The organism is Arthrobacter sp. Ha26 (assembly GCF_059091705.1).
Genome location: NZ_JBNHGX010000007.1, coordinates 216,503 through 238,302, shown reverse-complemented (window position 1 = coordinate 238,302; position 21,800 = coordinate 216,503). Strand labels below are relative to the sequence as shown.

Annotated in this window: 16 protein-coding genes; 5 read left to right on the top strand and 11 right to left on the bottom strand. The window is 55.6% G+C overall.

The annotated features are described in order from the left end of the window. Positions 1 to 344 precede the first annotated feature (344 nt). From AC5RVY_RS16810 to AC5RVY_RS16790, 5 genes are all read right to left on the bottom strand, one after another. Positions 345 to 3,449: a type I restriction endonuclease subunit R gene (locus AC5RVY_RS16810; RefSeq protein WP_493955830.1), complete on the bottom strand. Its 3,105-nt coding sequence runs from the start codon at positions 3,447 to 3,449 to the stop codon at positions 345 to 347. A 2-nt stretch (positions 3,450 to 3,451) separates the two neighbouring features. Then, positions 3,452 to 4,531: a restriction endonuclease subunit S gene (locus AC5RVY_RS16805; protein ID WP_493955829.1), complete on the bottom strand. Its 1,080-nt coding sequence runs from the start codon at positions 4,529 to 4,531 to the stop codon at positions 3,452 to 3,454. Positions 4,532 to 4,737: 206 nt separating this feature from the next. Next, positions 4,738 to 6,702 carry a type I restriction-modification system subunit M gene (locus tag AC5RVY_RS16800; RefSeq protein ID WP_493955828.1) on the bottom strand — a complete coding sequence of 655 codons (1,965 nt, stop codon included), beginning with the start codon at positions 6,700 to 6,702 and terminating at the stop codon, positions 4,738 to 4,740. A 228-nt stretch (positions 6,703 to 6,930) separates the two neighbouring features. Beyond that, complete coding sequence (locus AC5RVY_RS16795; RefSeq protein WP_493955846.1) at positions 6,931 to 8,610, bottom strand: UvrD-helicase domain-containing protein; 1,680 nt, start codon at positions 8,608 to 8,610, stop codon at positions 6,931 to 6,933. Further along, a complete protein-coding gene (locus AC5RVY_RS16790; RefSeq protein ID WP_493955827.1) occupies positions 8,610 to 10,229 on the bottom strand; it encodes an ATP-dependent nuclease in 1,620 nt (539 codons plus the stop codon). Before AC5RVY_RS16790 ends, AC5RVY_RS16795 begins: the two co-directional genes overlap by 1 nt. A gap of 952 nt (positions 10,230 to 11,181) precedes the next feature. Here AC5RVY_RS16790 and AC5RVY_RS16785 point away from each other — a divergent pair. From AC5RVY_RS16785 to AC5RVY_RS16775, 3 genes are all read left to right on the top strand, one after another. Next, positions 11,182 to 11,991, top strand: a complete 810-nt coding sequence (locus AC5RVY_RS16785; protein ID WP_493955826.1) for a hypothetical protein — start codon at positions 11,182 to 11,184, stop codon at positions 11,989 to 11,991. 337 nt (positions 11,992 to 12,328) lie between these two features. After that, positions 12,329 to 12,658, top strand: coding sequence for a histone-like nucleoid-structuring protein Lsr2 (locus tag AC5RVY_RS16780; protein ID WP_493955825.1), 330 nt, complete (start codon positions 12,329 to 12,331; stop codon positions 12,656 to 12,658). Positions 12,659 to 12,752: 94 nt separating this feature from the next. Further along, complete coding sequence (locus AC5RVY_RS16775; RefSeq protein WP_493955824.1) at positions 12,753 to 13,031, top strand: helix-turn-helix domain-containing protein; 279 nt, start codon at positions 12,753 to 12,755, stop codon at positions 13,029 to 13,031. 10 nt (positions 13,032 to 13,041) lie between these two features. Here the strand turns inward: AC5RVY_RS16775 and AC5RVY_RS16770 are convergent, their stop codons facing one another. The 3 genes from AC5RVY_RS16770 to AC5RVY_RS16760 all read right to left on the bottom strand — a co-directional run bounded on the left by AC5RVY_RS16770 (position 13,042) and on the right by AC5RVY_RS16760 (position 15,674). Next, the gene (locus AC5RVY_RS16770; protein WP_493955823.1) at positions 13,042 to 13,419 is read right to left on the bottom strand and encodes a hypothetical protein; all 378 of its coding nucleotides are present in this window, start codon (positions 13,417 to 13,419) and stop codon (positions 13,042 to 13,044) included. 28 nt (positions 13,420 to 13,447) lie between these two features. Beyond that, the gene (locus tag AC5RVY_RS16765; protein WP_493955822.1) at positions 13,448 to 14,134 is read right to left on the bottom strand and encodes a recombinase family protein; all 687 of its coding nucleotides are present in this window, start codon (positions 14,132 to 14,134) and stop codon (positions 13,448 to 13,450) included. 187 nt (positions 14,135 to 14,321) lie between these two features. After that, entirely contained in the window at positions 14,322 to 15,674 is a 1,353-nt protein-coding gene (locus AC5RVY_RS16760) for a hypothetical protein (protein WP_493955821.1), read from the bottom strand. Between the two features lie 865 nt (positions 15,675 to 16,539). Between AC5RVY_RS16760 and AC5RVY_RS16755 the strand changes: the two genes are divergently transcribed. Further along, the gene (locus tag AC5RVY_RS16755) at positions 16,540 to 17,244 is read left to right on the top strand and encodes a hypothetical protein (RefSeq protein ID WP_493955820.1); all 705 of its coding nucleotides are present in this window, start codon (positions 16,540 to 16,542) and stop codon (positions 17,242 to 17,244) included. Between the two features lie 5 nt (positions 17,245 to 17,249). Next, on the top strand, positions 17,250 to 18,428 hold the full coding sequence (locus AC5RVY_RS16750; RefSeq protein WP_493955819.1) for a hypothetical protein: 1,179 nt from the start codon (positions 17,250 to 17,252) through the stop codon (positions 18,426 to 18,428). Positions 18,429 to 18,876: 448 nt separating this feature from the next. On the opposite strand, the gene AC5RVY_RS16745 is transcribed toward AC5RVY_RS16750, so the two are convergent. From AC5RVY_RS16745 to AC5RVY_RS16735, 3 genes are all read right to left on the bottom strand, one after another. Continuing rightward, positions 18,877 to 19,284: a hypothetical protein gene (locus tag AC5RVY_RS16745; RefSeq protein ID WP_493955818.1), complete on the bottom strand. Its 408-nt coding sequence runs from the start codon at positions 19,282 to 19,284 to the stop codon at positions 18,877 to 18,879. A gap of 727 nt (positions 19,285 to 20,011) precedes the next feature. Next, complete coding sequence (locus AC5RVY_RS16740) at positions 20,012 to 21,391, bottom strand: AAA family ATPase (protein WP_493955817.1); 1,380 nt, start codon at positions 21,389 to 21,391, stop codon at positions 20,012 to 20,014. Between the two features lie 89 nt (positions 21,392 to 21,480). After that, the gene (locus AC5RVY_RS16735) at positions 21,481 to 21,714 is read right to left on the bottom strand and encodes a hypothetical protein (RefSeq protein ID WP_493955816.1); all 234 of its coding nucleotides are present in this window, start codon (positions 21,712 to 21,714) and stop codon (positions 21,481 to 21,483) included. Positions 21,715 to 21,800: the final 86 nt, after the last annotated feature.

Sequence of the window (21,800 nt, the reverse complement as noted above, 5' to 3'; positions counted from 1 at the left end):
TTAAACAAGTGACACCTACTCAAGTCCCATTCGTCTGTCCAGGGCGCGACTCTGGCACAGGGAGCTTCACGCGTACATTTAGCGCCCTTTTGGCATGACCGCCAAGTTGTCGATCGGTCCATCATCGGCCGCCGATGGAAAACGAGCCCAACACTCGCTAGCTCTCGAAGGCTCCAGCGATCAGAGCGATGCCGGTGCCGCTAGTTAAAGTGCCGTGGTCCAAGTTTTTAGTTTGCTCATGCCCTGTGCGCCTCGAACGTTGGCGAAGTAGGACTTGTTGTGGGCGAGCAACTTATCAAAGACCCCATATTCCCGGCTCTAAAACTCCAACTGCGCACCATACCTCAAGCCACGTCTTCTGCCCGTAATTTCTCGAACAACCTCATCTTCTTAAGCAGCTCGACCATCTCGCCGACCTTGTCCGACGACAACACCCAGCCGATGCCCTTCGCGTGTTGCTCCCCCGCCTCGATTACGGAATCCTCAACAGTGGTGAGTATTTTGGGTGACGAGTAGAAATCTACTTTGCCATTGGCATGGGCCTGACCGCGCAAGGTGTTGTTCTCCAGTGCTTTGTTCATCACGCTCTCCGCAACGGACAGCTGGTCCGCGTCCGAGAGCCCAGAACCCTCGAAGAAGGTGTTCATCTGCTCAATGATCTCCGCCCACTTAGCCTTCTGCGCTTCGTGAGCTGCACCGGTACCAGTAGCCTTCATCGGGTCCAGCGGTTTGGACTCGTCGCCCGACAGCTTCAGGTCAGCCTGTTCCTGCTTCCTGAGCTTGTAGTGAGTCATCACGACCTCGGACAAGTCAACCGTCGTCCTGTCTTGATTCTCGGAACTGATGACACGAGCGAGCAGCTTGTAGAAGATCGACCGCTTCTCCAAATCAGTGTCTTGGTAGTCGATGATCTGCGACAGGAAGTCGTACGCTCGGATGAAGCTGCCAAGGTCCTTGCGGAACAGGTCCAGAGAGTCTTGTGCGGTCTTGTCGCCGTCTTCCCGCGCCTTCTGGTACCGAACTCGGAATCGGGACTGCGCAGGCGCTACAAAGCCCTTGAGCTTCTCATGGGTCGCCTTCCCAACCCACGCGGTTGCCGTCGCTTCAACCTCACTGATCTCGTAGATACCAGCGCCGTCCAGCTTGGCCTGAAGGTCATGCACGATGTCCGGGTCCGTGACCCCGGATAGTTCGGCTTCCTTGTGATACTGCTGGAACGCCGCGAGGATTTCCACCGGGTCATTCACGAAGTCAACGATGAAGGTTTGGTCTTTACCGGGAGTCACCCGGTTCAACCTAGAGAGTGTCTGCACGGCAGTTATGCCCGACAGCTTCTTGTCCACATACATGGCAACCAGCAGCGGCTGGTCAAAGCCCGTCTGAAACTTATTGGCAACCAGCATGATCTGGTACTCGTCAGTGTTGAACGCCTTGGGAATCTCTCGCCCATTGAGACCGGGGTTCATCGTGTTTTCGGTCAGCTTTCCGATGCCAGACTCGCTGTCGATGATGTCACCAGAAAAGGCGACAAGCGTTGCCAAGTCCGTGTAACCCTTGTCGGCAATGTACTTGTCGATTGCAACCTTGTAACGGACGGCTTCCTTACGGGAGCCGGTGACGACCATTGCCTTGGCGCGTCCAGCGAGGCGGGGCCGCACATTGGAGCGGAAGTGCTCCACGACGACGGCCACTTTCTGGCTGATGTTGTACGGGTGCAGCTTGACCCAGCGCATCAGTTCCTTGACAGCTTCCGACTTTTCGATTGTCGTCTCATCGGAGTCGTAGTCCACACCGTTGTGCGCGAGCTTGAACGCCATTTTGTATGGCGTGTAGTTCTTCAGTACATCGAGGATGAAGCCTTCCTCAATTGCCTGCTGCATCGAGTAGAGGTGGAACGGAGCGGGCAGTCCAGCTTCGTTTGGACGCCCGAACAGCTCAAGCGTCTTGGCTTTCGGCGTCGCGGTGAAGGCGAAAAACGACAAGTTCTTGCTTTCTGCACGCTTGTTCATCTCTGCTGCCAGCAAGTCTTCAGTGGAAAGCTCGGCATCAGGCTCAACTTCAGCGTCATGGGCGGTTTCGTTGCCCGAGGTGAGAACCTTTTTCAAGTTTTTTGCTGCGTCACCTGACTGTGAGCTGTGCGCTTCGTCCGCGATAATCGCAAACGACTTGCCCTTCAGCCCCTTGTTCTTTGCGATCTCATCCAGTGCAAAGGGGAACGTCTGGAGGGTGACGCCAATGATCTGGGTTCCACCAAGCAGCGCCTTTGAAAGCGACTTCGACTTCGCACCACCAATGGAAGTGATGGCTTCAAAGACCCCATCCACCTTATTGAGCTGCTTGACGGCATCCTGCAACTGCCCATCGAGGACCTTACGGTCGCTGATGACGATGACAGCATCGAACATCTTCATGCCATCGGTACCGTGGAGAGAGTTGAGCCGGTGCGCAGTCCATGCAATGGAGTTTGTTTTACCGGAACCGGCAGAGTGCTGGATCAAGTACCGATGCCCCGGTCCCTCTGCGGCAGCGGTCTCCGCCAACTTATTGACCGCTTCCCACTGGTGGTAGCGCGGGAAAAGCAACGATTCGATCTTGGTCTTCTCGCCCGTGATTGGGTCGGTCTTCTTCTCGATGTGCAGGTGCATGAACTTGCTGATGATGGTCAGCCATGAATCGCGCTGGAGCACTCGCTCCCACATGTAACTGGTCTCGGAACCGTTCGGATTGACCGGGTTGCCTTTGTGTCCGTCATTGCCCATGTTGAACGGAAGGAAACGTGTCTTCGCACCTTGCAGGTGGGTGGTCATGAAACATTCGGCGTTAGACATGGCAAGGTGCACGAGGGCACGGTGACCGAATGAGAACAGTGGTTCACGCTGACGGGTCACCGCATCCACAGGGAGACGATTCGTCTTGTACTGGTCCATCGCGTCCTGCACCGTTTGGGTGAAGTCCGTCTTCAGCTCCATGGTGGCGACAGGAATACCGTTGACGAAGAAGACGAGATCGACGCTGTTCTGGTTGCTGGTGGAGTAGTAGACCTGCCGCATGACGCGCAGCCGTATCTTCTCGTAGTCGGCGGTGGTCTTGGGGTTCTTGTTGTCGTTGGGCTTCAACTGCGACATCTTGAACGATGCCGGAGTCACCTTGATACCGTTGCGGAGGACCCCGAGCGTGCCACCGCCGGATTCCAAGGGGGCATCGAGTACCTTGACCAGCCGCGTGAGCAGCCGTTTGAAGGACCTGTTCTGCACTTCTGGGGAGTCAGTTGGCTTGACGATCTTTTCAAGCTCTTCCGGCTGGGTGTCCGCCAACCACGCGTGTACGTCGTCCGGGAACAGCGCCAGTTCCTTGTCGTAGCCGGAACCGTTTTCGGAGTAGAGCCAACCGTGAGCATGCAGGTACTCCGCGATGCCCTTCTCGAACTCAACCTCGTGATAAGTCGCCATACCTATGCAGCCCCCAGCTCAGCAGTATCGTGGCCTCGAACGTCGATCTTTCCAGTCACTGCTGCCGCAATGAGAGCGTCACGGCGCTCTTTGGACAAGGCAATAGCCTCCTCGGCATCCGCGATCGTGGCATCGATTTCGGCGGTCTCCCGCTCTATGAAGCGTCCAATTTGAACTTGCTCCGAGTATGGTGGCAAAGGCAACTTCTTCTGAGCGATGACCTCAACCGAGATTCCCGGTTGAGCGGCTGATTGGGAGTACTGCCCGAGGTTCATGACCTCCAGAAGTGAAGCGAACCAAGTGATGTCAGTAGACGCGCGAGGATAGGTCACTATTGCGTGTTCCGTGGCAAAGAACTTGCCACGAGCGGTCTTGATGTTTCCACACAGAGCGCCTTGTCGTCCGATCAGGACATGATGACCCTCATTGGTGTACGTCTCTGTGAAGCCACGGAATCCACCTCCCCCATATACGGGGTAGGTTCCCTCAGTTTCGATTGTCTCGGCAGTAATTGATTCCCCGCTGCGCATGCGAGCAACGTGCCCCAGCTTTCGAGCATTCCAGTGAGCCGGAATCTTTGACTTATCCAGCCACTCGATACCGCTGTGCCTCATCTCCACAGTCAGGTGCAGCCCTTTAGTGACTGCTTGCGTGATGCTGGCAGCACGCCGCTCATTCAGCAACGCGATGAGTTCTTCCTGATCCGCGATGAACGCATCAATCTCAGCAGTCTCGTGGTCGAGGTATGACGCAATTGCATGCTGTTCATCTAGCGGCGGGAAAACGCCAATGATCTTTGTCAGGTTGGAAATTGAAAGACGAGGTAGTCCAGCCCCCCGCACAAATGACTGCACTTGCTGCTGGACTCCGCTCGACTGACAAAGAAAGTGCAAGAAGCTGGAACTCAATAGCTTGGTGTTTGGACGAATAATGATCAACGATGATGCGATGACGAAAGGGTGCTGCCCTTTTACGACCACAGTGCGTCCAATGGTTCCGTCTTTACTGAATAGAATATCGCCAGCCTGAGGCTGACACCCTGATCGAACCATGTAGTCGTATGTTTCAGGGGAGGTCTTCAAAGCTCCCTCGAAATTTATTCCTGATGAGGTAACGTCGCGAGTCGATACGAAGTCATGAACCCCTCCCTCGGTCTGCGGAGAAATATGTGCGCCATCAGTTATTCGGGTCGCCAGATGCTTTACAGCTCCGACTGACCACCCCCTTGGCACCTTTCCCCACCACACAACACCGCTGTCCTCGTACTCCCGATAAGGATGCAGGCCACTCATGCTTTCACCGCTTCCAGACGCGCACGGATGCGACCCAGCACCGCGTCAAGGTCGTCATCAATAGCTTCCAGTGAGCGCGGCTCCTGATACTTGTAGAAGTACCGGGTAAATGGAATGTCGTAGCCAACCTTCGTCTTCGACTCATCAATCCAAGCGTCGGGAGCGAACGGCAGAACCTCCCGCTCTAAATACGCCTGAACATCTTCTGTCAGCGGGACGTTTTCGGTGTCACGCAGGTCAGGGTCGGCTTCCGGTGCGCCCTTGGCATTGGTACTGATCTCTCCAGATTCATCACGCGAGGAGAGTCCAGCGACGAGTGCCTTGAGTTGAGGTGCAGTCAGGCTCGCTCCGCTGTTCTTGACCGCAGTCCGGATGTCAGCGGTGAAGTCATCACGATTTGTCCACACGTGCTCCGGATTGAGCGCTGACAGTGCCTTACGGATTGCCTCCGCTTCCCTTCCTGTCAGCTTCGCCAGCCCTTTGGACGCCAGCGCAGAGACAACGCGGTCGTCATTGACAGCAAAGTTGATCCGGAGCGGACGCTCAACGGTGATTGTCCGATAGCCAAAGTCTGCGATCTTGAACACCTTGCTGTACTCGGACTCACCATCGTCGTACGCGCCGTAAAGCTTCACAATGCGCTCGATGTGCTTCTTCCCGAGTTCCTTGCGCTTGGAACCAAGGCTCTTACGCATCTTCCGATAGAACTGGTCGCTGGAAGCGTCAATGAGCTGAACTGTTCCCTTGCGTTCCTCAGACTTCCGGTTTGTCAGAACCCACACATAAGTGGAGATGCCGGTGTTGTAGAACATGTCCGTAGGCAGTGCGATGAGCGCCTCCAGCAGATCGTTCTCAAGAATGTACCGACGAATCTCTGATTCACCTGAACCAGCACCACCTGTGAACAGGGGCGAACCGTTTAGGACGATGGCAGCGCGACCACCGCCGTCACGCACCGGGCGCATCTTCTTGATCAGGTGCAGCAGGAACAGCAGCGAGCCATCCGAGACTCGGGGAAGTCCGGGACCGAATCGTCCTTCATACCCCTGTTCCTTGTGTTCCTTCTGAACGACGGGCAGCGACTTCTTCCAGTCAACACCGAACGGAGGGTTGGACAGACAGTAGTTGAAGGTTCTGCCGACGTGCCCGTCGTCGGTCAGAGTGTTTCCGAGGACGATAGCTCCGATGTCCTGCCCCTTGATGACCATGTCTGCCTTGCAGATGGCGTAGGACTCAGGGTTCAGTTCCTGCCCAGCAAGGGTCAACGTAGCGTCCGGATTCATCTTTCGGATGTGCTCGTCCGCGACGGACAGCATGCCGCCGGTACCTGCGGTCGGGTCATAAATGGAGCGGACGATGTGTGCCTTGTCGAGATCGTTGTCATCGGGAGCAAAGAGAATGTCCACCATGAGATGAATGACCTCACGCGGAGTGAAGTGCTCACCGGCGGTCTCGTTGGAAGACTCCGCGAACTTGCGGATGAGTTCCTCGAAGATCAAACCCATCTCAGTGTTTGTGACATTGCTGGGATGAAGATCGATGGCAGCGAACTGCTGCGCAATTAGGAACAGCAGGTCATGCTCGTGTAGTTCCTCGATGCGCTCTTCGAGCTTGTACTTCTCGAAGATGTCGCGCACGTTGTCAGAGAACCCGCGCACGTAGTCGAGCAGGTTATCGCGGACGTTCTCAGCATCGCCTGTCAGCTTCTGGAAGTCATACTTCGAAGTGTTATAGAACGCATGCTTCGACTTACGCGGAAGAAGCACAGTGAGCGGGATGCCGCCGTCCTTGGACTTCTCATACTCCGCCAGCACATCTTCCTTCGTCTCCGCCAGCACCGCATCGAGACGCCGAAGGATGGTGAACGGCAGGACGATGGAGCCGTACTGGTGAGGGCGGTAGGAGCCCCTCAGCAAGTCGGCAATGCTCCAAATGAAGTTGGCGTAGTTGTTGCTAGACAAGAGAGATCCTCATACGGGGTCATGGATTGGCGGGTCGCTTTGATCATGCTATCGGGCGAGAAGACCCATTCTGCCGCCGTCCAGCCACGACAGTTGCACGAAAACTCCCCGTAGGCTTGAAGGTATCCGAATTGAAAAGCCGGATGTTTCCAGAAATGCCCCCAGCTCGCCCTTACGGATTCGGGCTAGGGGCTTTTGCGTCCAGCAGCGGTGGATGGCAGTGTATGTCTAATTGGCAGAAATCTTCTGCCAGTCGGCGGCTTTCAGCCACTCAACAATGGCGGAACCGGTCAGACATAGTGGGGCGGTCTTCAGTGAGCTGGCGAACCGAGAAGCCTCCTTACTCCGAACCTTCCCGTATGAGTCCGCGACCGCTTTCGAGTGCAAAACAAGCGCCCCATGCCGGGCCCGCGAAATCATGACGGAGAGAACACGTGCCTCTTCAGCTAGTTCCTCGGTGGAGGTCGCCTTGAAGAATGGAAGCACACCGTCCTCCGCCCCAACCACGCATACCCAATCGAACTGCTGCCCCTTGCCCGCGTGTCCACTCAGGAGATGAACGCCGGGAGCGCTGATAAATGCGGATGAGTCACCGACCTTGATCCGAGCAAGCAAATCCGCTGCTTCAGCGCCTCGAACCAGTTCGTCATGCACCCACTCCAGTGCCTCTCGCAGGGAGGTACGCGTATCTGGGTCATGAAGTGCCTCGGCATCTGCCAAATCCATGAGGAACTTGGTGAAATTTTCTGCACCCTCCCACGAGGCGCGATTAAGGTTAGACAGAATTCGACGAGTTGCGTTCGCAGTTTCCCTGTCCAACAACGGGTCGTCCCATCGGTGCCACGGCAGGCTTCCAGCCCTGAAGGCTTCGTCTACAAATCGGCGTCTCCCTGCCGTGCGGCAAATGACGCCGACGCGATGAGTAGGAGCACGCTCCAGTACATAGGATGCGAATTTGTAAACCCACTGCGCCTCAGTCTCTGTGGTGGTGAAGGATGCTACACCCCCTAGCCCATTTTCAGACCAGGCGTCCGGCGCTGCGCATGTCAGGTGCTCACCACCGGTGTAGTTCCTTAGAGCGTTGACGAGGTCCAGCACAGCAGGAGACGACCTATGGGATTCGGCGAAAACGACCTGCTTCTCCGCATACTCCAAGATTGACTCGTAAACAGCGTTGGGCGCAGCACCGGAGAACGAATAGATTCCCTGTGCGAGGTCTCCGGCGTAAGTTACTTTGTCGCCGCCGATGCTCCTGACTAGGCGTAGTTGCTGAAGGGTCAAGTCTTGGAACTCGTCTACGATCACACACTCAAAGTGTTGGGTGTAGATGTCCGCAACAACTTCATTTTGGAGGATAACCTCAGCGTGACGTAACAGGTCTTCGTAGGTAAGCCGCCCCTCCTCTCGCCGCTTAGATTCGATTAACTCCGCTATCGGGTCCCCGTGCTCGCGAAGTGCGTGTAGAACTTCCTCGTCTGTAAGCGGCTGCAATTTGGTGTTGCGAAGAACGCGGCGCACATCATCTGTACGGTCGTAGCCGAGCCCACGAAGTCGGCACTCAACGGCAACCCAGTCAGAATCTGGAAGCACAGCGTCCGCCTCCACACCTATGACGTTCCCGTGAGCGCGGACTATTCTGGCTGCCAAGCCATGGAAGTTAGCAATGGTGACCATATCTTGAAGCTTGCGGGAATCTACGTAGTCCTTGAGACGCTCGCGAATGTTGTCTCGTGCTCTTTTAGAGAATGTGACGACGAGGACTCTTCGAGGTCTACGTACCTGATCCCGCTGGATGAGTCCTGCAATCCGGAGTGCTAGTGCTTCGGTTTTACCGCATCCCGCAGGAGCCATGACCAGCATGCTAAGTTCCGGCGAATCTCGAATGAGGGCTTGCTTAGCCGTTGGCACTACCACTCTGTGCGCTCCATCACGTCAGACAGCAATGCATCAACGCTGCTGACCTTTCGTGCTGACGCCGGATCCATAATGCTTGCCGCAACCAAGGCAGCCCGGACCTTGTAACTTGATTTGAACCGGCAAAAAGCGGCGACATCAGAGGGGAGAAGTGTTTTGCCGGTCCCCGACCGCATACAGTTCCTCAATTCGTTCTTTGTGAATAACTTTGAAGACTCCAGAGCCGCAAAGAGTTCGATGTGACCAAGTGCAGAAGTGTATTCGTCCTCTAAATCTGCCTCTGACACGAACACTGAGTTCAACGCGAACTCAGATTCTGTCAAACCTAGGTGAGCTTCAGTCTCACTCACTGCATCGCGATCAATAAGGACCGACATCGCCACGTTGAAGCCCGAGGTTCCGAACAACTTGTGAACGTACTTGACGTCGCCCGCGCCGCCCAGCTCCACCAGTGCGACGCCCAACCGGTCGAGGTCCCGGTCCGTCAGTTCCGCCGCTTTCTGAATGATGATTCGATCAGCCGATCCTTCGACCAGCGCTACCCGTCTGGAGGTTAGGGGCTCTAACTTATTCGCCACCCACCAATGCGCGAGCAGCCGCTCCTCATCGTCAAGAAACCCGGCTGAGGGCTGAACCACGACGCCACCGGGCTTAACGACAACGACGTCGTCAACGTCGAAGATGCCGACGATATCCGGTGAATGAGTTGCCAAAATCTTTTGGTTAGCACCATCGCGGAGTAAGCGTCCCAAGCTTCGTTGGCTGGACGGATGAAGATGTATCTCGGGTTCGTCGATGGCCACAATGTTCGCCGACTCAGCAACGAGGTCGTACAGCGCGATAGCGAAGAGAGCCCTTGCCCCGTCTGACTGTTCAGTCATGTTCCGCAGCTCGCCCTTCCGACGAATTTGCAGCCTGACGTCACTCAGCAAGTCCTCGGTGGCAGTCGAAACGAAACTTAGGTCCTCCTGCTCAATGCCTTCAGGGAGCGCCTTCTTGAGCTGATTGGATAGCCTTGATCGAAGCTTTCTTAAAACAGGTGAGCCATCAAGTTGACCTTGAAAAGCTGCGGCAAGCGCCTCAAATTGCGCTTCCTCGTCTCCAAGCTCGATCGCGGAAATGATATCGTCCAGCGAAGCGTTGCGGTCGTCTCTGAAGTCGCGGGAAGACGAATGCGCTGCGCCTACTGTCTTCCAGCCCAAGCCCGCCAGCTGATCCCGCGACATCTGCCTACCAGTTGCACCGTCCGGTGCAGTCCTCATGGCGGTGAGTGTCTCCTCGGAGTCAAGGCTTGCGGTCAACTGCACTCGCAGGTGTCTCTCTCCAGTAACCGGATTGACGTAAATTTCATCGGGAAACAGTGCGAAGTCGTCCGCCTTGAGATCAGTCAGGGTCGCTTCAACAACAAATGGCAGTGACTTATCCCTAAAATCGGTGGCGTCTATTCTCCCGTAGAGTGCGGCAGACGAGGCACCAAGCAGCAGGTCAAGGCATCGCAGTAGCGACGACTTCCCTACGTCATTTGGACCGACGATTACGAGATGCTTGCGTACCTCGAGAGTGCAATCCGCCAACCGGCTATGGTTCTCGATCTTGAACGAACTAAGTTTCACTGGTCCCCCGTCATCGACACAGGGGCCAGGAAGGACGCCCCAAACGCTTCAGCTCCTCATTATGGCAACGCATCTCCCCACGCCCGGCTCGACATGCTGGAAAGTTGGCTGGCCTGAGTTGCAATGCCGGTGCTTCTGGCAAGCGTGTATTGCCCGATTCGCGCTCTGCGGACGATAACGCGCTCTGCGAAATCGTCCCTCATGGAACTACGCGCCCTCGCCTCGCTTGCATGCGCGGTCCCTATCCGCCCACACGGTTCGTCAAGAGATGGCTTCAGCTGAGAGACAATCCGGTTCAGGATAAACCAGGAGTCACACTGCCGACGACGCCAGCACGGGAACCGTCGCGTGGACTCGGTTTTAGGCGTCAACAGGAGACCAAGATGTGAGCATCGACGTCGACGGTGCGGAGTTATACCTCCACCGCTCCATCAAAGGCCGGCCGAATTGAAACACATGCCCGGACCCGCAAGAACGCTCGCAAATCCCCGTCGACAGGAGGAGCTGGCTAAAAGCAATTCGGCAATGGGCTGCAGAGAATGATAACCAAGTAGATACACGAGGTCGCAACAAGCAGAAGTCGTCGAGCAGGACGTAGCAGATCATCGACTTACTTAGAGCGAATTGCGGGCGGCGAGTTTCCTATCCGCGAGGACGGTAACCTCTTCCAACCCTGGAGGACCATGTAGAGGGGATCAACGAGAATTACCCGGATTGCTCCGAGAATCCGCAGGGCGCGTTTTTCCTACGTACTAATTCTCACGAGGACAGGTGCAACAGCAAAAACTGCTAGACAGGTAGGCTCGATGGAGATTACGAGCAGACAAGGGAATCAATGTCAAAGTTTTGGTGGGTGAACCAGGGAAGAAGCTACGCCCGTGAGTTGGATATGGGCATCGCATGGGCGCCGCTCCTTACGGAGCAGGGCCGAAAGCAGCACCACTGGGAGCGCATGGACCTGGCTCAGGTTGGCGACGTGGTGGTGCACTACGCTGAAGGTCAAATTCGAGCTATAAGCCGCGTCCTGGTTGGCTCCCACCCTGCCTCGAACCCCCACGCTGGTGGCGAATGGATCCAGTCGGGACGGGAACTGAAGCTGAAGTACGACGTTCTTGACGTTGCTTTGGCTCTCGACAGCCTGCCCCTAGAGTTGCGGCAAAGCAACTCTGGGAAAGGGTCACCCTTCAGTCGACACGGGTCGGTCAACCTTGGGTACTTCTTCGATCTAGCAAATGAAGTCGGCATTTGGATCATGCGCAAAGTCGGTCTTGTAGCCGATCCGGAGGACCTCCTCTACGACGGGCTGCCCAGCGGCGAAGCGCAGAACCATGAGACTGTTATTGTCGTCGGCGCCGACGGAACCATAACGGTCAAGACACGCGCCGAGCACCAGCAGTTGAAGAGCCTTCTTTTCAAAGGCAAAAAGGAACTTGAGTGTGCTCTGTGCGGGCGCGAACTCCCGCGGAATTTGCTGGTCACTGCCCACATAAAACAGCGATCGAAGTGTTCGAAGGCTGAGCGAGTAGACCAACACGTGGTTATGGCTGCCTGCGCTTTGGGCTGCGATGCTTTGTATGAGAGGGGCTTTGTTAGCGTGGGAGCCGACGGCAAGCTGATGACTGGTCCAAAGGCTGCAACCTCCCCGGCGCTGAGTGAGCACGTCGGCAAGTTGGCTGGCAGGAAGGTATCGAATTTCGGGCCCCATAACGCAAAGTACTATGCGTGGCACAGAGCGGTGCATGGAAAATCCGCGGCGTTGTGAGGACCTAGCAGCGTCCCCGGGTCCCTGCTGCCCTACATGGAAACCCGCTTTGACTCTCGGCGTGATGCTTCCTAAATGTATGTAGCAGGGGGAAAATCCACAATCAAGAGTTCAAAAAGAACCGTAAACGGCGACGGTAGTTACTCCCGGTAGTTCTTCCGCATATGCATTCGCGAGGACGCATAAACAATGTTTTCAAACAAAACGGCTGGTCAGCGGGGGGTCCAAAAACAATAACGTGCTTTTTGCATGGAGGAAGTCATCGCGCCTATGAGCTGTACTCCCCTGAGGCGCATTGCCGCCTTTCTCAGTCATTTCTGCCTGATAGCCTTGGTACATGGCAAAAAAGACAGTAGTGCTCCTTGAAGATGACATCGACGGCTCGGAAGCGAATCAAACGGTGTCTTTCGCCCTCGACGGCGCCGAATACGAGATTGACCTGAATGACGGTCATGCGAATGAACTGCGTGAAGCTCTCGACCGTTTTACCAACGCTGGCCGTAAGGTTTCTAGTGGCCGGGCTCGCCATACGACCCGCAAGCCGTCACCCCAAGCAGTCCCTGACGCCAAAGCTGTTCGCCAGTGGGCGGCTGATAATGGCATCCAGGTGAATACCCGAGGTCGCATTCAGGCTGAGGTCGTCGAGCAGTACGAAGCTGCCCACTAAAGTACTTCGAGCAGTTTGCGAGGGGCGGGTTCCGAAACTTTAAGTAATTCGGACCGCCCCTTAACTGTTGGTCCCAAAGCTTTATGGTTGTCAGGTGAGTGATGATGCGTTGCCGAAGTGTCCCAGGTTTTTGACTATTTCGCAGGTTGCTGAGGAGCTGTGCGTTGGCCTGCCTACTGTTCGTCAGTTGCTGGGAACTGGGGAGTTGCGTGGTTTGCAGGTTGGTGGCCGGGGCTTGTGGCGTGTGGCTACCAAGGATCTTGAGGACTACATCGAACGCGCATACCTCATGACTGCTGAGCGCATAGCAACCGGCGCAGTGTCCGATGAGGACGAGTGCACGACATTTGGTACAGCAACCGACTCTGTGTGAGCTGCCCTCCCTACCTTATCGACGGAATAGGCAGCGGGGGCATCCACTGCCCACCCCAGGGTAGCTTCGGGGCAGGTCCTCTGCGATGCGTGACCTTGGGGAACGGGGCAAGAATCTCTGCGGATAGCGGCGTGTTCCCTGCCATGTGGCCAGCAACCCCCTCGCTGTTCGCGGCCAGGTCTTCAATGGTGACCGCAATGATGTCGCCCACGTCATTGAAGTCAGCGTCCCCCTCGAAGGTCGACATACTCGTTCGACCATCCTCATACACCGCGCTCACAACTATGCTCTCCCCATCCGGTGCGAGGGCAACCGCCAATTGCTTGACAAATTTCAGGCGGTCGGAATGGAGATAGTCGCGCAACTGTACTTCGATTTCTCTGACCACCCACGGCTTTGTCAATGTTCAATCCGTTCTAGGGCGTGTCGTCCAAGGTCTGATTGTCAGCTCTGGAATCGATGATTCTCTTGATTGTTGCGGCGTACCACCGAGCTCCGCCCTGAGCGGTCGGAACTCCTCGGTCGTTCAACTCCCTGGCTATGCCGCTTAGGGACTGCCCAAGTCTGTGCAAGCTGACTATCTCATCCGATACTGCTGTGGCCAGGCTACGAGGCCTGCCAAGCTTGACCCCTTCGGCCCTTCGCTGGGCCATTCCTTCGCGCGTGCGCGCCCCAATAAGTTCCCGCTCGTACTGTGCGGCAGAGGCTAATACATTGCCCGTGAAGCGGCCTGCAGCGTCTGACGTGTCGATGTTGGGGGAAAGCAGGGCAAGACCCCAGCCTTTACGGCCAGCACGGTCAAGCAGCCCAGCGAAGTCAGCCACAGAACGACTGACCCGATCAAGTCTTACAGAAAGGAGGTAATCAGCCTGCCCGGAATCCAATCTCGCCAGCGCCAATTGCAAACCTGGGCGCTTCAAACTTTTCGCGCTGACTCCCTCGTCTACGATGATTTCAACGTCCCAATTCCTGATAGCAGCTTCTGCCGTAAGTACGTTTTTCTGGGCTTCCAAGGAAGCGCCCTGTTCCGCCTGCTCTAGAGTAGAAACTCGTACATACGCAAGCGCTAAAGGCTTTCTTTGACCACCAAGGCCCCTTTTCACACTTTTATTATACCAATGGTTCCTTTGGTATAATTGGATTCTCCAAAGTTCTCGAAGTTTCTCGGCCTACAGCGCGCGAGTAGTAGCCGGACCATTACGTAAAGCACTAGGGATTTGCTACGCGCGGCCGTCTTGGTCGGATAAATAGTCAATTTCAATCCCGATTAGTGTCGCCACTTTCCGCTGCTCACTCGAGGCCCCTAGCCAGCCTTGCTCGGAGAGCTTGCAAAAGGGGCGAGGGTTTCCTTCGTAGACTGAGTTGCCCCCGTAGCCTGTAGAACACTACGACGATTGCTATTGCGAAAATTACGAGAATCGCTGCGAAAACGCCCCAGCGATCTGGAACAACGGACACTACCCCGATCAGAGCCAGGACGAGAACTAGCAACACCTCCCGCAATTGGGTCAACAGTTGGTGTTTTCTGCTGGCACGAATCCTTATAGCTGACAGCTTGCTGCTTCCCAAGCCGAGCCTTGATCGTATCGCTGCATCCGAAAAAATGGCTGGCAAGTCTGGAAATACACCCATTGCATCAGCAGAATTGGGGAACCGCGATTCAAAACTGCCCCCCGACAAGGAATCGCGACGCGCACTTATACTGTCGGGAAGCTCAATAGCCCGCAGGCGCACAGGTTGGAGGACTTTGGCGTCGTTCATTTGCACGCCTTCGAGGACAACGGCGTCGCCTTGCAGGATGCCCAAAAATCGCATGGCCAATGGATCTAGCAGCGCAACCTCTTGCTCTACGCTGGCGAGGTCGGCTGCTTGCACTCTACAGACAATGTAGCTGGGCTCCCCTAGTACGCCGAGCGCACGGCTTGCACGAGGAGGCAAACAGGGCTGCAATGTAACAAACTCTTGGCGTTCTATGCCCAGCGCGTTGCGAACTATCTGGTCTACCAGAGCAGTTCCCTTTTCCAATCCATCTACCCGTAACACGCGGACCATCAATCCTGGCCGAGGTGCTTGCTTGGGCTCTGGCAAAAAGGAACTTACAATGGCGTTTCCTTTTATCCCCAGCTCTTCGGCTTCATCCGTACGAACTGCAATGCACTGTTGCCCTTGATGATCAATTAGGTTGTCCGTTTGTAGAGCGCGAAAGGCAGATTTTTCACTTACGTGCGGTATCGATGCAACGTCTCCGTATTGGGGCAGGTCCACAAGTTCATGCGCTTTGAAGTTGGAAGGCCGCGAAAGCCCTGCTTTTCGAAACCACTCTCGCGCCCATAGCTGACTAGAGGGCATCTGTAGCTTCTTGGCGACAAGCTCAGGTGCTCCTAGAAACAGCGCCTTACCAACGTCAACATGATCTCTTGACATTTCTGAAGACGCTAGTTGTCCAAAAAGAGTCTTTTGGTCCGTGAACGGAAGTTCTTGTCCATCAGGATCAGTAAGAACGCCCCAGCGCGAGGTGAACAGCGAGTAAGCTTCCGGACGCTCCCCATTCTCAACAATAAGTGGACACGAATGCCCATCAATCTGAATACGCTGATAATTAGGCTCAGTCTCCTCGAGTGCTAGCAATTGGCGCTCATCCAACCACGACACCCAGACCGCACTACAAGCTCCAATCCGAAAATAGGGAGCCGCGGCGATGTAGCCAGCACGGCTTACATGGGCAGAGTGTCCAACCGCAACGTTTTGCAGCTCCGCGCGTATCAAGGGCAGGACTCTACTGACAGGCGCGGGATACTGAGTAAACTTCCGCCTCATCACTTCTGGACTCGAATTCGAACCTACAGCTACAACTAGGAAACGAGCGTCAAGGGGAGCGGCATTCGCTTCGACCAACGCCTTGTTCAAGCTGTAGGACGAAAAGAACTCACTCGTGCCTTCGCGCTGGTGAGACTGCCCCAAGCGTCGACCCTTGACAAGTTGTATGTCAAAGAACTTTTTTCCTGCAATCAGGCCAGAGGCCGTAGGGAAAATTCCATGGATAATCGAGCGGACTAGCTTCGCGGGCCCCGCTGTCCTCGTCCGACATTATGCAAACCTCCGCGGCGTAGGTGCAGTCACTTGAGACGGTACTCCTACGGCTTGCGGGAAAGGAATAGCCAGGCGCCCTCTCGGTTTGTGCTGCTCCCCCAGGAAGGCCCACGAGTGAGCGATCAGTAAGGTCGGAAGGCGAGTCGTTTCTGTGTTGTGCGCTTTCAGTTGTGGTGTTGAACGAATGCGCACGTTTGAGGGCACTCCCCTAGCCGTTGTTAGGGACTACCCTCCTTACGAATAGACCTTGACGCGCAACTCATAGGGGAGGACCTTTAATTATCGCGGGCATTGGACAAGGGTGAATGTCACCCTTTTCCAAGTCTGGCGTGGGGAAACTGAAAACTGTCGAAGGAAACACCCAGCAAGCATTAGTTGCGCATCTGGACCCCTCGGCAAATTCGAGAGGCAGTCCGACATGAGCACCCAAGAAACGGCGAGACCACAGTTCCAGTACGCGAAGAGCATGGGCTACTCGGGCGAAGTATCCGAACCGGCATCAGGTTTTGGCAACGACGAGTACGATTTCCCCGAGTCTGATCAGCCTCGGGGCCTGGCTTTGAAGTCTCTGACAGTCAACGGAAATTGGGACGGACTGTGGGGTTGGCTCAGGAACCGAGAGCAGATTTATTTCGTCTCCGCGGCAGTTGACCTGAGCGGCGAACCCCCGATCGTCATGCCGCCCAAAGAAATTACGAAAAACCTCATATATGACGTGCATCCAGGGGAAACCATTTCGTTCACGCTGGGCGAAGGCGCTCCGATCTTCTTTCCGAGGACAGTTGTTGGTGGACTAGCTGTCTTCATCATGGTTGCTGAGTGTGACGGGGACGTGAGGCACGTCGGCGAGGTCATGAAGAAGGTGCATGAGGATCTAACAAAAAATGAGGGAACGGTGATGTCTAAGTTGCTGAACCTCATTAGGAACCCAACCAAAACTTTGGCCGACGAGGTACTTAGCGCCGCAAGCGCTGCTCTGGCTCCTGTTGCTACCGTCTTGGCAGAGACGAGGGACGAAAGCGTCGGCGTCGTACAGGGGCTCTTCAAGGCAAATTCCAACTGGTCAGACCAGCTCGAGCAGACTTGGAGCGGCGGCGGCGTAATCCTGACCGAAATAAGTTGAGTTCCTTGAACGACCTCGGTCTCTCAAAAGCCCGTGAAGTCCTACAGAGGGCGCAGAAGAAATGGGCCACTGGGGGGCCACAGCCGGACATTGCCCTTGCACAGGCACTTCAGGCTGCAGATGAACGAGAATCACAAACAATCGCAGTTGACGGGCGGCTGCGGGCGGGTCCGTTCACCTACGACGCCGTAACCGAGATGCGGCGATTTGCTCGAACCAGGGAGATTATCCTCCGTGCATCGCCCAACGGTGCCGAGAATGGCGTTTATCTCGAGATGCTCGCACGACAAGCGGCGTCTATCGAAATTTTTCTAGAATCCCGCGTTGGCCGCTCTCATGGGGTGACCAATTCATTGGAACACATTCTTATCGGGACGCTTGGTCAACCCCGCAGTACGGCATGGACGAGAAGCGTAAAGGACTATACGGTAATCGCCGTCGCTTCAGGTATGATGAACGCCTACTATCAGCTGTCAAAAGCAGTCATCATGAGTTGGCAGCCGACTGACCCCCCGCCGGGACGCCTCGTCACACTTGACCCCTCGCCCGAAGCAGTCGAGCAAGTACTGGACACAAGTAGCGCCAGTTTAGATGTCGCCTACAACTCCCTCAGTTCCTGGTTCTTTGATGGCGATGCTCAGTTCCCCACTACGAGAGCCCCTGAAGAAAAGTATTTACCTGGGCTCGTCCTTCTGATCAACTATGCGGAACGCTTCGTCTTGGGGCACGAATATTGCCACGCCCTGCTCAAGTACATGGGGTATTCCGTAGGAGACTTTCCTGTCGAGGTCGTGACAGACATTGAGGAGGAGTTCCGTGCGGACATAGTTGGTGCGTGGGCGGTAGCGGAGTCAGCAGCGCACCTGGACTCCGTACCGCCAAACGTGGCCCTTCAGAGCGCTTTGTTCGTGATGAAAGTGCACGAGATAGTGGACGATGCTTTGTTGATATTCGGTCGACCACCAACACCCTCGACCACTCATCCGCCCTTCGCGGCTCGAGCAGACAACCTGTTCCGCCTGCACAAGGCTGTTTACGATCCCCGTTCTGCCGAAGATCACTCCTTATCGTCTGACGCGTTGCTAGTAGCGTCTAGAACCCTGGATCAAATATGGGCTCGTGTGCGACCGCAGTTTGTTTCCGCGTCTCGACACGGCCAAATGCTGCATGAGATTTGGAACTGACGTGTGTCTCTAGTTACAAATTTTGTCTATCAGTCGATGGAGCCCCCGACTCATCCGCGCTTTTTGGCCCGCTCTAGCTGAGCGAAGGCCGTAATGATTGCCAGCGTCGCTGTTCAGGTTGGACCATTGGTATCCAGGCCTTCGACGACAAAGCGGAAGGCAAAGCTCAACATTGCCACCTGGTACGGGTTTGCCCTAAACGCTGTCTACTATTCCATGTTGCTGAGCCAGGGCGGTAGTGCCAGTACCAGTCACTGGACATCCTTGTTGTTCCAGGTCTTGCTGAGCGCGGTGTAAGGGACGGAGGCACCCAGTTCCAGCACGAACTCGCCCATGCTGGGCTGTCCCGGGGGTGGGGCCCAATCGCAGTTCCTGTCAGTCCAATCCATCTTCCGAACGCCCTGCGAGGCCAGACAAAGGTCACGCGCCGGACCTGGAGCTGTCCCAATTACTTCGTTGGATATTCCCATTCAAAGCCAGTCGTCATAAACCCCTGCTTGTGGACGAGGATTCCTACTGGTGTAGGAACATCTAAGACGATCTTCCCCGTTGCCTTCTCCCCGGGGCCAAGCTTCGGGGGAAAGCGTTCCGCATCCGTTAGACACAAGACACCCTCGAGGGTCCAAACACCGCCGTTAAAGGTCGTCCCGTTTTCTGCTATCGCCTTCCATGCAGAGCCCGAAAGGCCGAACTCTGGATTGACGGATTCCGCTAGCGCAGCAGGTGTTTCCATGGAAACGTCGAGCGCAATGAAGTGACCGTTTTTTGGCGGCCTGGCAACGGTGCCTGTGCATGGCGGGTCGACCTGGATTGAGTTGATCACGAAGCTTGCCACAGTTTTTTCTTTGTCCGTCACGGAGACGCCTTCGCCTACTTTCTTGATCAGGTTCCCCCGGGATGACTTGGTTCCCGAGGCGGCGCTGCTTTCGGTAACAGCCGGGCTCGCTGCTTCCGACTGAGTAGCAGTTGCCGGAGCCACTATTGGCGCTGTGGGCGTGGCTGGGGGCATCCCGGAGCAAGCGGACAGAAGAACTGGAAAAACTGCGATTGCTAGTAGCTGGCATTTCATTCTTGAGTCCCCCAGTGGACATGTGCAATCGCGGTTTGCTCAGCATATGGGAGTGCTTTCATGCAAAAAGCATAGGCCTCTCCCGGATATATGCTCCCGTCGCTTCGATTCTGAAGTACGGCAGTATTTCACGATGAACCAGTTGGCGCTTGAATCAACGGGCTGGGTGAGTTGCGCTTCGCCCTTGGCTTTGCTGCCCGCCGTTGACATCATTGCTGTCCATCATTGGTTCCTTGCGTTCCTCCCTCCAGCCGGATGCCCAAAGGCCCACCGATTCCGTACGGTTGCTGTATGCGCTGTCCGGGCACAGGAATTTCGTCAATCTCAGGCGAATTCTTGTAAACCAGCCCTCCAGCACGCAGGCGCACGCCTCGGTGGGTTCGGCCATAGCCCTTATCTCTTCCCGGGCGCCACCGTAAGCGCTCAGGCGTCGCGAAGCCTCATCGTAAGCAAGACCCATCTCCGGAACATTCACGTCCCGAGCGAGATTCATTTATCGATCGCCCGAGTAAGTTTATGCCCGCCTCAAGCATTCTAAACATTGTGTGACGCCTCGTCTTGCATTTGCCTCGGTGATCGCCCCAAGCTTGCACGTACTGCATGGATCCCCGGCCTGTAAGGGCTTGGTCATGCTCTCCTCCTCGGTTCCTGTAGTCGGTTGCTTAGGAACTATGGGAAGCACGGAAAGTATGTCCATGTTTCTAAACTCATGCTTCCCATACTTCTCCCGCTTACCAGCCGTCTCTGGTTCCGATCCGTCCGAGTGCTGTTCATCAAGCCTGTAAGAATAGCCCCCGCCAAATCCTTCTCTTCGGGATTTGCCCATGGCCGACATCAGCCTTTCTACTAAAACCTTTCCGTAGGTCTTACGTAGGTGGGTCTTGAGATCGCTAGAGGAACACGAGCCGCCATGCTCCCTCACGTACCTTCTCAACTCGCGTTGGCATTCTGCCGATTTTGTCGGCCTTTCGTTAGCATCACTCTGCGATTGCCAACTGGAGACCAGGTCTCCGATCGTCGTTCCAGTATCGTGAGGTTCGGTAAGACGTGCCGTTGTGCCTGGGTCGTCCTCTGTAGCTGCCCGGTCCTGCAGTACGTCGAGGCGGTACCTTACCGCGAATGCTTTGCCCGTCACATTAGATTTTTCTGGGCCTATCCAGACGTAGTTTCCTCCTCCGGACTTATCCTCAGGACTCCGTGCTGCGAACAGCACCATTCTGGCCTTTTGCCTCAAAACCGCTGTGCTACCCATGAGATCACGTGTATTCCCGGAGTTCATTCGATTTGTGTGGGTCACCAGCACAACAGCCAACTCATGTTTTTGAGCAAGAACCTTCCACGGATGCAGCGCTTGGCGGGCCTGCTGCCCGTCTTTAAGACTCAAGCCAAACGCCACAGTATCCACCCAAGAGTCGACAACGACGATGGCAACATCCAGTTCGTCTTGGTCAAGATAGGAATCAAGGGTCGCCATATCCCCGGAGAACTTATTGCCAAAAATTGGAGTGCCGGTGCCATCATCCTCCGAGCTCAACAGCAAAACGCGGTTGAGATCTGCACCGGCTGCTTTCAGTCGAGCGACTACCTCGCCGAGACTGTCTTCCGTGACAATAGCGACAGCATCACGAGGCTGACGAGCTGGCATATTGATGCTCAAGTCTGCTCGGCCCGTCGATATGTGCGCCACCCACCGAACCCAGGCCAGGGACTTACCTATGCCCTCCTCGCCGACCAGAACTGTTATCTCGCGGTCGGGAAGCCATCCTCGACCCAACCAGGTGGTTGGAGGAGTTATCTTGCACTCGGAAATCCTCCTCAGTTTCATAACTGACGCTGCGGCACGTGGCGGCTCCCCAGGCTCCCGCTCACCGAAGTTGTTGCTTTCTGTGCTCATTGGCTCACACTCGCAGTCTGGACCGTCGGGCAAGGCACATTTGAAGTTTTGCTTCGGTGCAGGACTCCGTGTCTGCGGAGGTTCGCGACTCAGTGTTCATTTTCGGAACCTTCGTAGTGAGCCGCTTCCAGGAGCAATAAAGCAAGCTGACATGCCTGATCAGTTGTTAGCTTGGAGCTACTTGCAGAAAGCAGCTCTATCTGAGCTGCAAGATTGGCAACTTTGAGGTCCAAGAAACGCTCGGCAACGTCGTCCTTAGCCCAATGCACGGCAGCAGCGTACTTCGCACGTGCCTGACGTGGAGACAGAAAAAAACCGGCCAAAACAAAACCCCTCCTTAAGAGATTCGTTTGGTCGGTTCCTATTAGGATATTCACTTGTACTAACGCCCCAAGTATACACCTCGCCC

Coding starts and splice junctions, on each gene's coding strand:
- AC5RVY_RS16810 (WP_493955830.1), bottom strand. CDS start 3,449: ATGGCGACTTATCACGAGGTTGAGTTCGAGAAGGGCATCGCGGAGTAC.
- AC5RVY_RS16785 (WP_493955826.1), top strand. CDS start 11,182: ATGGACCTGGCTCAGGTTGGCGACGTGGTGGTGCACTACGCTGAAGGT.
- AC5RVY_RS16780 (WP_493955825.1), top strand. CDS start 12,329: ATGGCAAAAAAGACAGTAGTGCTCCTTGAAGATGACATCGACGGCTCG.
- AC5RVY_RS16755 (WP_493955820.1), top strand. CDS start 16,540: ATGAGCACCCAAGAAACGGCGAGACCACAGTTCCAGTACGCGAAGAGC.
- AC5RVY_RS16740 (WP_493955817.1), bottom strand. CDS start 21,391: ATGAGCACAGAAAGCAACAACTTCGGTGAGCGGGAGCCTGGGGAGCCG.